13 protein-coding genes and 1 pseudogene are annotated in these 13,386 nt (G+C 72.2%); 8 read left to right on the top strand and 6 right to left on the bottom strand.

Features of this window, described 5'->3' with window-relative positions; all coding sequences use genetic code 11:
* Positions 1-9: 9 nt before the first annotated feature.
* Complete coding sequence (locus A4R43_RS13235) at positions 10-552, bottom strand: DUF1453 domain-containing protein (protein WP_205215324.1); 543 nt, start codon at positions 550-552, stop codon at positions 10-12.
* 111 nt (positions 553-663) lie between these two features.
* Between A4R43_RS13235 and A4R43_RS13240 the strand changes: the two genes are divergently transcribed.
* Positions 664-1,275: a TetR/AcrR family transcriptional regulator gene (locus tag A4R43_RS13240; RefSeq protein WP_113692618.1), complete on the top strand. Its 612-nt coding sequence runs from the start codon at positions 664-666 to the stop codon at positions 1,273-1,275.
* Positions 1,276-1,280: 5 nt separating this feature from the next.
* Here A4R43_RS13240 and A4R43_RS13245 read toward each other — a convergent pair whose 3' ends face one another.
* From A4R43_RS13245 to A4R43_RS13260, 4 genes are all read right to left on the bottom strand, one after another.
* The gene (locus tag A4R43_RS13245; protein WP_113692619.1) at positions 1,281-2,918 is read right to left on the bottom strand and encodes a choice-of-anchor A family protein; all 1,638 of its coding nucleotides are present in this window, start codon (positions 2,916-2,918) and stop codon (positions 1,281-1,283) included.
* 91 nt (positions 2,919-3,009) lie between these two features.
* Positions 3,010-4,365: an MFS transporter gene (locus A4R43_RS13250; RefSeq protein ID WP_113692620.1), complete on the bottom strand. Its 1,356-nt coding sequence runs from the start codon at positions 4,363-4,365 to the stop codon at positions 3,010-3,012.
* Between the two features lie 80 nt (positions 4,366-4,445).
* Positions 4,446-4,889 (bottom strand): RrF2 family transcriptional regulator, encoded by a 444-nt coding sequence (locus A4R43_RS13255; RefSeq protein ID WP_113692621.1) that lies wholly within the window; start codon positions 4,887-4,889, stop codon positions 4,446-4,448.
* A 59-nt stretch (positions 4,890-4,948) separates the two neighbouring features.
* Positions 4,949-6,241 (bottom strand): protein kinase domain-containing protein, encoded by a 1,293-nt coding sequence (locus A4R43_RS13260; protein WP_113692622.1) that lies wholly within the window; start codon positions 6,239-6,241, stop codon positions 4,949-4,951.
* Positions 6,242-6,263: 22 nt separating this feature from the next.
* Here A4R43_RS13260 and A4R43_RS13265 point away from each other — a divergent pair, with 22 nt between their 5' ends.
* The 5 genes from A4R43_RS13265 (at position 6,264) to A4R43_RS13285 (ending at position 12,119) form a co-directional block, all read left to right on the top strand.
* A complete protein-coding gene (locus A4R43_RS13265) occupies positions 6,264-7,943 on the top strand; it encodes a DUF885 domain-containing protein (RefSeq protein WP_113692623.1) in 1,680 nt (559 codons plus the stop codon).
* Positions 7,944-7,989: 46 nt separating this feature from the next.
* Positions 7,990-8,622, top strand: coding sequence for an IclR family transcriptional regulator (locus A4R43_RS13270; RefSeq protein WP_236808963.1), 633 nt, complete (start codon positions 7,990-7,992; stop codon positions 8,620-8,622).
* A gap of 93 nt (positions 8,623-8,715) precedes the next feature.
* Entirely contained in the window at positions 8,716-9,927 is a 1,212-nt protein-coding gene (locus A4R43_RS13275; RefSeq protein WP_113692624.1) for a CaiB/BaiF CoA transferase family protein, read from the top strand.
* Positions 9,928-9,929: 2 nt separating this feature from the next.
* On the top strand, positions 9,930-10,778 hold the full coding sequence (locus tag A4R43_RS13280; protein ID WP_113692625.1) for a hydroxymethylglutaryl-CoA lyase: 849 nt from the start codon (positions 9,930-9,932) through the stop codon (positions 10,776-10,778).
* Between the two features lie 75 nt (positions 10,779-10,853).
* A complete protein-coding gene (locus tag A4R43_RS13285; RefSeq protein ID WP_113692626.1) occupies positions 10,854-12,119 on the top strand; it encodes an SLC13 family permease in 1,266 nt (421 codons plus the stop codon).
* Positions 12,120-12,156: 37 nt separating this feature from the next.
* Here A4R43_RS13285 and A4R43_RS44755 read toward each other — a convergent pair.
* A pseudogene (locus A4R43_RS44755) lies at positions 12,157-12,693 on the bottom strand (alpha/beta fold hydrolase); the annotation flags it as partial.
* A gap of 116 nt (positions 12,694-12,809) precedes the next feature.
* Between A4R43_RS44755 and A4R43_RS43260 the strand changes: the two are divergent.
* Together A4R43_RS43260 and A4R43_RS43265 are read left to right on the top strand one after the other, a co-directional pair.
* The gene (locus tag A4R43_RS43260) at positions 12,810-13,106 is read left to right on the top strand and encodes a TetR/AcrR family transcriptional regulator (protein ID WP_205215325.1); all 297 of its coding nucleotides are present in this window, start codon (positions 12,810-12,812) and stop codon (positions 13,104-13,106) included.
* Positions 13,054-13,386, top strand: a complete 333-nt coding sequence (locus A4R43_RS43265) for a TetR/AcrR family transcriptional regulator C-terminal domain-containing protein (RefSeq protein WP_205215326.1) — start codon at positions 13,054-13,056, stop codon at positions 13,384-13,386. The genes A4R43_RS43260 and A4R43_RS43265 overlap by 53 nt, the downstream gene beginning before the upstream one ends.

Genomic DNA, 13,386 nt, shown 5'->3' on the forward strand with positions numbered 1-13,386 from the left:
GGCGCGGCCTCAGTGCCGCACGCCGGACAGGGTCAGCACAGCCTGCCGCAGAGTGGGCGCGTCCGGCAGTTCGGCCGGGCGCGCGCCGAACCGGAGGCCGGGATGCCCGGCGCCACTGGGCGCGAACGGCACGCCCGCCGCCATCCCGCGCGCACCGATCGCGAGCGCCTCCCCCAGCAGGCCGACCCCGATCGACAGCGGCATCGACCGGAGGTCACCCGCCATGCCCGCGGACAGCGCGAGGAAGCCGAGCGCAGCGTTGCCCGCCAGCGACACCACCCAGACGAGGTACGCGCGTGCCGGATACCGCTGCCAGAGCACGCCGTCGCGGACCGCCAGCCGCACCGTCGTGCCGCGCCACACCCCGAACGCGAGCCCCACCACCCCGGTGCAGATGAGCCAGAACCAGTCCGCGGCGGCGAGGTGCCCGTGCTCGGACACCCGGTGCACGCCCAGTGCCAGCAGGATCACCGGCGTGGCGAACAGGTCGCGCGCGGCGAGCGGTTCGCCGATGGCGCGCCGCGCGATGGTGTAACCGATCCCCGCGACCACCAGGACGACGGTCAGCCAACCAGGCAACTCGGGCCCCCTCCGTTGTGCTGGGTGAGCTTTTTAGCTCAGCTGTGCCATTTAAATTAGCAAGGCTGTGCTACAAAGGCAACCGTGCCGAAGATCGTCGATCCGGAGACCCGGCGGACCGCCGTGGCCGAAGCGGTGTTCCGGGTGGTCGCCGCGCGCGGGCTGCCGCAGGCGTCGCTGCGCAACGTGGCCGCCGAGGCCGGGCTGGCCACCGGGTCCGTCCGGCACTACTTCACCGGCAGCGAGGAGATGATCGAGTTCGCGCTCGAAGTGTTCGTCGAGCGGATCTCGGCCCGCGTGCTGGCCAAGGTCGAACCCGCCAAGACCGGGCCGAGCGACGAGGCGCGGCTGGCGGCGGTCGAGGACCTGCTGGCGGAACTGCTGCCGATGGACGACGAACGCCACACCGAAGCCGTCGTGTGGCTGGCCTTCGCCGACGCGGCGCGCACGAGCCCGCAGCTGCGGCCGCTGCTACGCAGGCTCTACGACGGCGTGCGCCTGCTGATGCGCCGGATCCTCGAAGGTTCCGCGCAACGCGGTGCCCTGCGCGAGGGTCTCGACATCGACGTCGAGACCGAACGCCTCGCCGCGCTCGTCGACGGGCTGCTCACCGACGGCGTCGTTCAGCCGGACCGGATGACGCCTGAGCTGATGCACGCCGTGCTGCGGACGCACCTGCGGAGCATCAGCCGGTAGCCGGGTCAGGATTCGCGGCGGTTGCGGTGGACCGCGACGGCCACCAGGACGGCGCCGAGGCCGAGCATGCCCAGCCCGAGGATCAGGGGCACGCGGACGTCGATCCCGGTCGACGCCAGGGGACGGTGGCCGGCTGGACCGCCGCCGGGATGGGGCGCTATCGGTTGCTTGCTGGTCGAGCTGCCGCCGGGGGCTTTGCTCGAGGTGAGCTTGGTGGCCGTCGGGCTCGTGGTGGCGGGCTCGGTCGTGGTGGTCTGGCCTGTGGTGGTGCTGGTGGGCTCGGTCGTCGGTTCGGTTGTGGTCGGCTCGGTTGTTGCCGTGGGCTCCGTCGTGGTGGTCGTCGGGCTCGTGGTGGTGGGCTCGGTCGTGGTGGTGGTCGGCTCCGTCGTGGTGGTCGTCGGCTCAGTGATCGTGGGCTCAGTGATCGTGGGCTCGGTGGTCGTGGTGCTGGGCTCGGTCGTGGTTGTCGTGGTCGTGGTGGGCTCGGTTGTCGTCGTGGTCGGCTCGGTCGTGGTCGGCTCGGTGGTTGTGGTGGTGGGTTCCGTTGTGGTTGTGGTGGGGTCGGTGGTGGTGGGCTCGGTGGAAGTGGGGTCAGTGGTGGGCGGGGTGGTGCAGTCGGGCAGGTCGCCGTCGAAGGGGTACGCGTGGATTTCCTGCCCGCCCCCGCCGGTCGCCGCCGAGGTGTGGAGTAGCGAACCGGTGGTGAAGAACCGGCCGTTCATGCCGGAGGCGGTGATCGTGGCGAGGCTGTCCGGGTTGCCGATCAGCACGCTCCCCTGGAACTGCGCACCACCGGCGATCCGCACCTCACCGGCGTCCGGGAAGTTCCACAGCAGCCGCTCCCGCAGCTTGTTCAGCGGATCCTGGTCGGCGAGGTCGCCGCTGTAGGTGTTGATGGTCCGCGCCGCGCCGACCAGGTTGACCAGCACGGTCGCCCCCGCCGGAATGCCTTCGAACTCGATGCCCTGCATGCCGCCGCCCGGCCCGGTCAGGTCGAAGTCCACAGTGAACACCTGGAGCGCGGACTGCCCGTCCCCGGTGAACAGCGTGCGGTAACCCTGGTTGCGCGCGGTGCCGGTCGCCGCCGGGCGGGTGTAGCAGCGGCTCGCGGCCTCGAGTTGCGCACGCAGCCCGAGATACGGCTTGGCCGCGTCCGGATCCGCCACCAGCGTTCCGGTGACGGTCCCGGTGAGCGAGCCCGCGTGCCGGACCACACCGCCGTCGGCGAGGAGCCGCTGCCCACCGGCGACGCGCACGTCGCCGCCGGTGGTCAGGAAGTCCGCGCCGTCCGGCGGCGGCACCCTGGAGCCGACCCCGGCGATGCCGACGTTGTACACAGAGGACACTCCGGCCGCCTTCGCCTGGTCGAAATCACCCAGCACGACCACGCGGCCCTCGGCTTCCGCGGCCGAACCGCGCACCTGGAAACCACCGCCGACATAAACATTGATGCCGTTGTCCCGACCGGCGAAGGAACCGTTGCCGACGGGCGGGTATTTGCCGGGACAGGCATTCCCGGCGCACGGCCCGAGTCCGCCCGGCAGGGTCGCCGCGACCGCGCCGGGAGCGGCCACCACGGCCACGACCACCCCCACCACAGCCGCGACACCAGCAGAAACCGAGGCGAACCGCCGTACACGCATGCGCCCGATTCTCGGGCCGGGGAACCGGCGGCACGTCATCGAACGAAGGAATTACCCCCGACCGGGCGAGAAAAGCGGGAATTCCCTCCCCTTATCCGGGGATGCGCATCCGGAAAGCCGCCGCCAGCGCGAACACCACCACGACGCCCATGGCCAGGAAAACGGCCGAATAAGCATCGACGGCGAGGCTACCGGCTTCCCTGCTCGCCGTCACGAGCACGCCGAACAACGCCGGACCGGCGCCGGCGCCCAGGAACTGCGCGCCCTGCAGAATGCCCAGCCCCACGCCGACCTGCTCGGCGGGCAGCGCGCCCGCCGCCGCGCTGATGATCGGCGTCAGCACGAAGATGACCCCGGCGCTCAGCCCGAGAACGCCCACCCCGGCCAGCAGCACCGACCCGGCGGAGAACGCCAGGAACAGCGAGAACAACCCCATCACCACCAGCCCGGCCAGTACCAGCGGCCGGGTGCCGGTCCGGTCCGCGACGCGCCCGATCACCGGTGACAACGCGGCGACGGCGAGCCCGGCCGGGATCATCACCAGCGCGCCCTCCCCCGGCGTGAGCCCGTTGACCTCGACCACCAGCAGCGGCACAAAAACCAGCCCGCCCAGGTTGACGGTCATGGCCAGGAAGGCGACCACCACCGCGGCCCGGTAGACCCGGTTGCCGAACAACGCGGGCGGCACGAACGGCCGCGCGACGCGGGTCGTGCGCCACCCGAACAACCCGAGCGCCACCACGGCCAGCACCAGGCTGCCCCACGCGGAAGGCGCGGCGAACCCGGCGGCCTGCGCCCGCGTGAATCCGAAAAGGACGGTCCCGGCACCGAGCCCGAGCAGGATTCCGCCGAGCAGGTCGAACCGGCCGGCCGCGGCGGGCGGCGCACCGGGCAGCACACGCCATGCGGCCGGCAGCAGCACCAGCGCGGCGGCGAACATCAGCCAGAACAACGCGGGCCAGCCGAGCGCCTGGCCGATGCCGCCGCCGAGCGCCGGTCCCGCGGCGGTGCCGATCCCGGCGGCCGCGGACACCACGCCGATCCCCATGCCGCGCCGGTCCGGTGGCACCAGCCGGGTCACCGCGACGATCGAGAGCACCGGGATCGCCGCCGCGCCCGCGCCCATCACGATCCGCCCGAGCACCAGGACGAGCAGTTCCGGGGCGAGCGCGCAGACCAGGCTCCCGGCGGCGTAGGCGAGCAACGCGAAGGCGAACAGCTGCCGCAGCCCGGCCCGGTCGGAAATGCGGCCGTAGAAGGGAATTCCAACGGAGAACACCAGCAGGAAGCCGGTGACCACCCAGGCGAGTTCCGCTTCGGTGGCGTCGAACTCGGCGCCGATCGACGGGAGCACCAGGTTGACCATGTCGCTGGCGATCACCGTGACCAGCATCGACGGCAGGAGCACCGCCAGCAGGCCGCGCGTGGCGGTAGGTGTTGCGGTCATCCGGGATTCCTCTCGATAAACTGCAACTACAACGGTTACAGTTAGGGCAAAAAGAAAGGCGGAGAACCCTCCGCCGGGTACTACCGTCCGGCCGGTGCGCCGCGTTCGAGCGCGACCACCTGCCGGACCAGCTGCGCGATGGTCGTCTGCCGCAGCCGTTGCGCCAGCGCGTGCTCCGCTTCCCGGAACTCCGCGTCGACCAGCGCCTGCATGTGGCGCCCGACCTCGCACGCCTCGCTCGGCGGATGGGCGTGCCGCGACAGGACCGGGCCCGCCTCGACCGCCGCATACGCGTCGTAGAGCGTGATTTCGCGTGGCGCGCGGGCCAGCGACCAGCCGCCGCCCCGCCCCTCGGTGGCCAGCACCAGACCGGCGTCGCGCAGGCCGCCGAGAATGCGGCGCACGAGCACCGCGTTGCTGTTCAGGCTGTCCGCGATCTCCGCGGAGGTCAGCGACCGGTCCTCCCAGCGCCCCAGCAGGGTCAGCGCGTGGATCGCCACCGCACTCCGGCTGCTGAGTCCCACCCGTGCCCCCTTCGCGACCTTCGAACTGCAACCAAGTTAGTTCCAGTTAGGCCCGGCTGTCAACGCTCTTCGCAGCGGACCTCCGGTGCGTCGCGGGTGCCGGTGGACGCCCGCACCGTCATGCCGACCTCCACCGAGCCCCCGGCGGGGACCGTGACGTTGTAGTCGGCGTTGGTCACCGACACCGCGGTGCCGGTCTGCGTGAACTGGCCGCCCCACAGGTTGTCCACGCGGTGCCCGTCCGGCATCGTCCAGCTCAGCTGCCAGCCGGTGAGCGCGCGGTCGCCGGAGTTCCGGAGGGTCACCGCCGCCTGGTAGCCGTCGGGCCACGAGCCGCCCACGGTGAACCGCGCGCCGCAGTCAGCCACCGGCGGTGCAGACGAGGTCGCGGGCGGGGCCGCCGAGCCGGTCGAATCCGGGCTGCTGAGCAGGGACCCGACCACCACACCGGCCGCCACCAGCGCCGCGGCGCCGGTGCCCGCGAGCACGGTCCGGCGGGACAGCCACCGCCGCGTGGGCAGCAGCAGTGTCGGCGTCTTCGGTGACGGCGGTGCCACCTCGCGCCCCTCGGCGGCCGCGGCCAGCACCTCGCGCGCGGACGCCATCGACGGGCGCGCCACCGGGTCCTCGTGCAGCAGCCACAGCAGCGCGCCGGTCAGTTCACCGGCGCGGCGGGGTGGCGTGATCGTGCCGCCCGCGACCTTGTGCAGCATCGCGATCGCGTTGTCCTCGATCCCGAACGGCGGCTCGCCTTCCAGCACCGCGTAGAGCGTCGCGCCGAGCGAGTACACGTCCGACCGCTTGTCCGCTTCGCCGCCCCGCGCGACCTCGGGCGCCAGGTAGGCGGGCGTGCCCGCCAGCACGCCGGTCGCGGTCACCGCTGCTTCCCCCTCGGCGCGGGAAATGCCGAAGTCGGTGATCTTCGCCGTGCCGTCCTCGCCGATCAGCACGTTGTCCGGCTTGATGTCGCGGTGCACGATGCCCGCGTCGTGCGCCGCCGCGAGCGCGGACGCCAGCTGCGCGCCGATCGCGGCCACCTCACGCGGCGACAGGCCCGCGGTGGCGGCCAGGCTCTTCGACGGCAGGTACTCCAGGACCAGGCAGGGCCGTCCGTCGTGCTCGACCACGTCGAACACGGCGATCGCGTTCGGATGCCGCAGCCGTCCGGCGTTGCGCCCCTCGCGTACCGCCCGCGCGACCGCGGCGGTGTCGTGGCCGTCCACCAGCAGCTGTTTCACCGCCACCTCGCGCCCGAGGCGGTCGTCGTGCGCCAGCCACACCGCCCCCATCGCACCGCGGCCGATCAGCGACACGAGCCGGTAGCGCCCGTCGAGCACCTCACCCTGGTCCACCGCACCAAGATACGGTGCCGGTATGGCTTCTCCCGCCCGCGCGATCCGCGACCTCGCCGACGCCTACTCCGACGACCTCGCCGACCTCAACCCGATCATCGGCACGATGACCGGCCTGCGGCCCGGTGACGACCGGTTGCCCGACTTCTCCCCCGACGGCCAGCAGGCCCGCGACGACCTCGACCGGCGCACACTGGCCGCGGTCGGCGGCACGTCCGCCCCGGAGGACGACGACGAGCGGCGCTGCGCCCGCCTGCTGCGCGAGCGGCTCAGCTCGAACCTGGCCGTCAGCGAAGCGGGTGAGCACCTGCGCGACGTGTCCAACATCTTCGGCCCGGTGCACGTCACGCGGCTGGTGTTCACCATGATGCCGACCGCCACGGACGACGACTGGGCGGTGATCGCGCGGCGGATGGCCAACGTGCCCGCGGCGCTCGCCGGGTACACCGAGTCGCTGCGCACCGGCGCGGAACGCGGGCTCACCGCCGCGCCGCGCCAGGTGCGGACGCTGGCCGGGCAGCTGGCCGACTGGTCCGCGGTCGCGGACGGGCGCGGCTGGTTCGCCGGGCTGGCCGCGAAAGCGACGGTTCCGGATTCCCTGCGCGGTGACCTCGACCGTGCCGCCGACCAGGCCGGTGCCGCCGTGCGCGAACTGGGCGGGTGGTTGTCCGAGGACTACCTGCCGCGGACGGAGGGCACGCCGGACGGCGTCGGCGAGGAGCGCTACCGGGTGGCCGCGCGCCAGTGGACCGGCTCGAACCTCGACCCGCGGGAGGCCTACGACTGGGGCTGGGCCGAATTCCACCGGCTGCGCGAGGAAATCACCGAAGAGGCGTCGCGGGTGCTGCCCGGCGCGTCGATCGGCGAAGCGATGGCACACCTGAACGAGCACGGCGAGCGCGCCGAAGGCGTGCCCGCGATCCTCGCCCGGCTGCAGGGCTTGATGGACGAGGCCATCCGCGACCTGGACGGCACGCACTTCGACCTGGCCGGCCGCATCCGCCGGGTGGAGGCCCACGAAGCCCCGCCGGGCAGCGCGGCCGCGCCGTACTACGTCCGCCCGGACCGGTCGTTCACCCGGCCCGGCCGCACCTACCTGCCGACGCTCGGGCGCACCAGCTTCCCGGTGTGGAGCCTGATCAGCACCTGGTACCACGAGGGCGTACCGGGGCACCACCTGCAGATGGCGCAGTGGGCGCACCTCGCCGACCGGCTGTCGGCGTTCCAGGCCGGGATCGGCCAGGTCAGCGCGTGCACCGAAGGCTGGGCGCTGTACGCGGAACGGCTGATGGACGAACTCGGCTACCTCCGCGATCCCGGCGCGCGCCTGGGTTACCTGGAAGCGCAGCTGATGCGGGCCATCCGGGTGATCATCGACATCGGCATGCACCTCGGACTGCCGATCCCGGGCGACTCGCCGGTGGGCGCCGGGCAGCACTGGACGCCGGACCTGGGCCGTGCGCTGTTCGCCGCGCACAGCAGCGAACCGGATTCGTACATCGACAGCGAGATCACCCGCTACCTCAGCAGGCCGGGCCAGGCGATCAGCTACAAGCTCGGCGAACGGGCGTGGCTGGACGGCCGCGAAGCGGCGCGCAAGGCCAAGGGCGAGGCCTTCGACGCCAAGTCCTGGCACATGGCCGCCCTGTCGGCGGGCTCGCTCGGCCTGGACGACCTGGCCGCGGAGCTGGCCACCCTCTGAGCGGGGAACCGGCTGGCCGCCCGCACCACCGGTTACGGTGTGCTCCGTGGCGGACAGGGAAGCAACCGGCGTCGGCGTCCTCGACCGGGTGATGGCGATTCTCGACGTGGTCGAGGCGAACCCGATGGGCGCGAGCGAGCTGGCACGCGCGGTCGGCCTGTCGGTGCCGACCGCGCACCGGCTGGTCACCGCGATGGTCAAGCACGGCCTGCTGCAACGCGACGCCGACGCGCGCCACCACCTCGGTCCGCGGTTCGCCTCCTCCGCCGTCACCGTCGCCGCGCTGCCGGTGCTCGAGGAACTGCGGGCGAAAACGGGTGAGACCGCGCAGTTGTGGGTGCGCCGCGGCGACGACCGGTTGTGCGTGGTGTGCGCGGAGTCCACAGAGGAGCTTCGCGCGTCGCTGCCGGTCGGCACGGTGTTGCCGTTGTCCGCCAAGGGATCGGCGGCGAAGGCCCTGCTCGCCGACACCGGGGAGCGCGTGTTCGAGAGCGTTTCCGAGCGCACGCCGGGACTGTGCTCGGTGAGCGCGGGCGTGCGGTTCCGTGGTGCCGTGATCGCCGCCGTCTGCCTGGCCGCGCCGGTGTTCCGCGTGCGCGAAGACGGCCCGGCCGCCCAGTACGGCGAACTCGTCGAGCAGGTCGCGGACCAGCTCGAAGGCGCGCTGCGGTACCGCTGACCCCGATCGGCCCTTGCGGTCAGGGGACCACTGCACCTACCGTGCTTATCGGTATATGACAGTGCTTCTCATTATTCGATAAGGAGCCGCATCGTGGCCGAAGCTCCGCTGACCGGAATCCGGGTGCTCGAACTGGGGAGCTTCATCGCGGCCCCGTTCGCCACGCGCCTGTTCGCCGACTTCGGCGCCGAGGTGATCAAGATCGAACGGCCCGTCACCGGGGACGAGCTGCGTGGCTGGCGGCGCAGCCGGGGCAGCACGTCGATGCTGTTCCGGACCATCGCGCGCAACAAGAAGTCGGTCACCCTCGACCTGCGCGGCGACGAAGGCCGCCGGATCGCGCTGGACCTGGTGCGGCACACCGACGTGGTGGTGGAGAACTTCCGGCCCGGCGCGCTGGAACGGCTGGGGCTCGGGCCGGACCGGCTCACCGAAGCCAATCCCGAGGTGGTCGTGGTGCGGATCTCCGGTTACGGCCAGACCGGCCCGTACCGGGACCGCGCGGGCTTCGGCGGGGTCGCCGAGGCGTTCGCCGGGCTGCGGCACGTGACCGGCTATCCCGACCGGCCGCCGGTGCGCCCCGCCGCCCCGATCGCCGACACCGCCGCCGGTCTGCACGGCGCGGTCGGCGCGCTGATCCTGTTGCTGGCCAAGGCGAGAGGACAGGCCCACGCCGGGCCGCGCCTGGTCGACGTCGCGCTCTACGAATCCGTGTTCATGATGATGGAGTCGCTCATCCCCGACCTCGACGCCTACGGCACGGCACGCGAACGCACCGCCGGGAACCTGCCCGGCGTGGTGCCGAGCGGGGTGTACCCGGCCGCGGACGGCCAGTCGGTGATGATCGCGGGCAACTCCAGCGGCGCCTTCGGCCGCCTGATGTCGGCCGTGGGCCGCGACGACCTCGCCGCCGACCCCACCCTGGCCGACGGGGATGCCCGCTACGCCAGGGAAACCGAGCTCGACGAGGCGATCACGGCGTGGACCTCCCGGCACAGCGCGGCCGATGCCGTCCGCATCCTCGGCGAAGCCGGTGTGCCCGCCGGTCCCGTCTACGACGCGCGCGCCATCGCGGCCGACGAGCACTACCAGGCGCGCGGCATGCTGCGCCCGATGAAGGTGGTGGTGGACGGCGAACCGGAGGACATCCGCTTCCCCGGCGTCGTGCCCCACCTGCCCGCCACGCCCGGTGAGGTCCGGTGGGCAGGCCCCGAGCTGGGTGAGCACACCGACGAGGTGCTGGGCGGGCTGCTCGGCCTCACCGACGAGGAACTGGCGGCGTATCGCGAGCGGAAGGTGGTCTGAGCATGGCGGTCACGATCACCGACGTGGTGCTGCGCGACGGGTTGCAGGACGAACCGGTCGTGGTGCCCGTCGCCGGCCGGGTCCGGATCGCCGAAGCCCTGGTCGCCGCCGGGGTGCGGCACATCGAGGCGGCTTCGTTCGTCGATCCGCGGCGCGTTCCGCAGATGGCCGGGGCCGAAGAGCTCCTGCCCCGCCTGCCGGACCGCGAAAACGTGCGGTACAGCGTGCTGGCGTTGAACGCGCGCGGGGTGCGGCGGGCCGTCGAAGCCGGTGCCGAGGAGATCGTCGTGGTCGCCTCGGCCAGCCCCGGGCACAGCCGCGCCAACGCCGGGCGTGACGTCGACGCGGCGGTGGACGACATCGCCACGGCCGTCGCGGAAAACCCCGGCGTGCGTTTTGTCGGCGGGATCTCGACGGCGTTCGTCTGCCCCTTCGACGGCGATGTCCCGCCGTCCGCCCTGCTCGCCGTGACCCGGCGCTTCGCGGACATGGGCATCCGGCGGATCGGGCTCGCCGACACCCTCGGCACCGCGACGCCCGCCCAGGTCTCCCGGTCACTGGCTTTCGTCCGGAACGCGTTGCCGGACACCGAGTTCGGCCTGCACCTGCACAACGCGCACGGGCAGGCACTGTCCACCGTGAGCGCCGCGGTGGACGCGGGCATCACCCGGTTCGACAGTGCCGCCGGCGGCTACGGCGGCTGCCCGTTCGCGCCGGGCGCCCACGGCAATCTCGCCACCGAAGACTTGGTGGCGTACCTGCACGCGCGCGGTGTGCCCACCGGGATCGACGAGCGCGCGCTCGCCGGCGCGGTCGCCCTGATCAAGGACGTGCTGGCCCGCGCGGCCTGAAACCCCCGCTCTTTCGACACCTCGTCAATGGTGACGTGGCCCCTGCCGGGCTCGCGTGATCGGAAAGGGTCAGCCATGGTCCACGCCGTTTCACTGGTGGTGCTCGCCGCGGTGTTCGCCACCGCCACGGCGCTGCCGGTCAACATGGGCGTTCTCGCCTTCGTCGCCGCGTTCGGCGTCGGCGCGCTCTCCGGGGTTTCGCTCGAGGAGGTGCTCACCTTCTTCCCCGGTGACGTGTTCATCCTGGTCGCGGGGATCACCCTGCTGTTCGGCGTGGCGAAGGTGAACGGCACGATCGACCTGGTCATCACCGCGTCGCTGCAGCTGGTGCGCGGCCGGCGGTGGGCGATCGCCTGGGTGATGTTCGCGCTGGCCGCGATCCTGATGTCGCTCGGGTCGGTGCTCGCGGCCGCGATGCTCGCGCCGGTGGCGATGCCGATCGCCGCCCGCTACCGGATCCACCCGCTGCTGATGGGCGGCATGCTGTTGCACGGCATGCTGTCCACGGCCTTCTCCCCGATCACCGTCTACGGCGCGTTCACCACCGGTGTGGTGGCCAACGCCGGGTTCGACGTCAGCCCGGTGCTGCTGTTCGCCGTCCCCTTCGGACTGAACCTGCTGATCGCGGCACTGCTGTTCGGCGTGCTCGGCCGCGGTCTCTTCCGGCCTGCCGAGAACCCGGCGGTACCACCGGCACCCGGCGGTACCGGTGGTCCACTTGCGACACTCGCCCCAGCCGCGACGCGCACCGAGGTGACGCCAATGCGCGTCGTGACGCTGACCGGAATGCTCGCGCTGCTCGTCGCCGGTGCGGCCGGGGTGGATGTGGGCGTGGCCGCGTTTGTCATCGGCGCCCTGCTGCTGCTCGCCTCACCGGCCGCACACCAGGCCGGGTTCGACAACGTGAACTGGTCCGCCGTGGTGCTGGTGTGCGGAATGCTCAGCTACATGGCGGTGCTGAAGGAAAACGGCACGCTCGCCATGCTCGGCGACGCCGCGGCTTCGCTCGGCTCACCGCTGTTCGCCGCGCTGCTGCTGTGCTTCGCGGTCGGTGTGGTGTCGGCTTTCGGCTCGTCCATCGGCACGCTCGGCATCGCGTTGCCGCTCGCCTTTCCCTTGCTGGAACAGGGTGATCTGAGCGTCGCCGGGGTGGTGGTCGCACTCGCGTTCTGCTCCACCGTGGTCGACGTGAGCCCGTTCTCCACCAACGGGATCATCATCCTCGCCCAGGCCCAGGTGCCGGACAAGGTCCGCTTCCAGCGGCAGATGCTGGCCTACTGCGGCTCGGTGGTCGTGCTCGCGCCACTGCTGGCGTGGACACTCGCCGTGGTGCCCTTCTAGGACGCCAGTTCGCTGACGATGTCCACCAGTTCGGGCCGGTCGAACGGGCCGGCGTGCGGTGCCTCGACGTCCCGCACGTAGGTACGGGGAATCGGCCCCAGGTGTGCGCCTCGCCGCGTGCCTCACTCGCCGGGATCGCGGCGGTTTCGTCGGGCTCCAGCCGGTTGAGCAGCCTGCTCACGTCCTCGTCGCTGAAGTCGGCGGCCAGGCACTGCTTGACCGCGTCGAACACCGCCGGATCCGCCGAGCGCCACGCGGCGACGTAGACCACGCGCGCCAACTCGTCCGGGATGACGTTGCCGACGCGGCTCACCGTGACCCCGCCCTGGCTGGCTCCGGCGAGGCTCACCGGCCCGAATCGCCGGGCGCGGCGCACCACCGCCACCACGTGTTCCACGTAGTCGTCGATGGTGATCTTCGCCAGCGGGGACGGTTCGGTGGCCAGCGCTTCGAGGTCCTGCGGGGCCTGGTAGGCGCGCGGGTAGAAGGCCTCGTCGCCGTGCCCGGGCAAATCGACGGTGCTGGCCGCGCTTCGCGACGACGGGCTGGTCGAGGCGAAGGTCGGCGCGGGCACGGTGGTGAGCGCGCGGGCCAGGCAACGTCAGCCCGCCGCGACGCCGCAGCGTGGGGTGAACCGCGGGCACATCCTCCGCCGCGATCACCGACGCCGAAGGCCTCGACGCGGTGTCGATGCGCCGGATCGCGGCGGACCTCGGCGCCGGGCCGATGACCCTGTACCGGCCCATCGCGAGCAAGAACGAGCTGGTCACGCAGATGGCCGACGAGGTGTTCGGCGAGCTGGACCTGCCCAGCCCCGACCCGGACGGCTGGCGGGCCAAGCTCGAACTCGTCGCCCGCGGGCACTGGGCGTTGAGCCGACGTCACCTCTGGCTGCCGCGCGCTTTCGTTCACACGGCCGTTGCTGGTACCGAACATGATGGCGCACACCGAATGGACGTTGCGTGCGCTCGACGGGCTCGGCCTTGACGCGGCAATCAAGGTCCGGGAAGCGCTCACCCTGCACTCGCTGGTCGTCAGCGCGGCGCGGGCCATGGCGGCGGAGGCCGAAACGGAACTGGAGACGGGCGTGACGCTGGCCGGGTGGTGGCTGACGCAGCGCGAACGCACCGGCGACCTGCTCGACAGCGGCCGCTTCCCGCTGCTGGCCACGATCCCCGAAGAGACGGTGGCGGACCTGGATGGCCTGTTCGAGTACGGCCTCGCCCGCCACCTCGACGGCTTCGCCGCGCTGCTGGCGGGTTTGTAG

It is taken from the genome of Amycolatopsis albispora, assembly GCF_003312875.1.
Classification (GTDB): Bacteria; Actinomycetota; Actinomycetes; order Mycobacteriales; family Pseudonocardiaceae; genus Amycolatopsis; species Amycolatopsis albispora.

Bases quoted from the DNA above. Each gene is read 5' to 3' on its own strand.
- A4R43_RS13245 (WP_113692619.1), bottom strand. From the start codon at position 2,918: ATGCGTGTACGGCGGTTCGCCTCGGTTTCTGCTGGTGTCGCGGCTGTG.
- A4R43_RS13250 (WP_113692620.1), bottom strand. From the start codon at position 4,365: ATGACCGCAACACCTACCGCCACGCGCGGCCTGCTGGCGGTGCTCCTG.
- A4R43_RS13265 (WP_113692623.1), top strand. From the start codon at position 6,264: ATGGCTTCTCCCGCCCGCGCGATCCGCGACCTCGCCGACGCCTACTCC.
- A4R43_RS13280 (WP_113692625.1), top strand. From the start codon at position 9,930: ATGGCGGTCACGATCACCGACGTGGTGCTGCGCGACGGGTTGCAGGAC.
- A4R43_RS13285 (WP_113692626.1), top strand. From the start codon at position 10,854: ATGGTCCACGCCGTTTCACTGGTGGTGCTCGCCGCGGTGTTCGCCACC.
- A4R43_RS43260 (WP_205215325.1), top strand. From the start codon at position 12,810: ATGCGCCGGATCGCGGCGGACCTCGGCGCCGGGCCGATGACCCTGTAC.
- A4R43_RS43265 (WP_205215326.1), top strand. From the start codon at position 13,054: ATGATGGCGCACACCGAATGGACGTTGCGTGCGCTCGACGGGCTCGGC.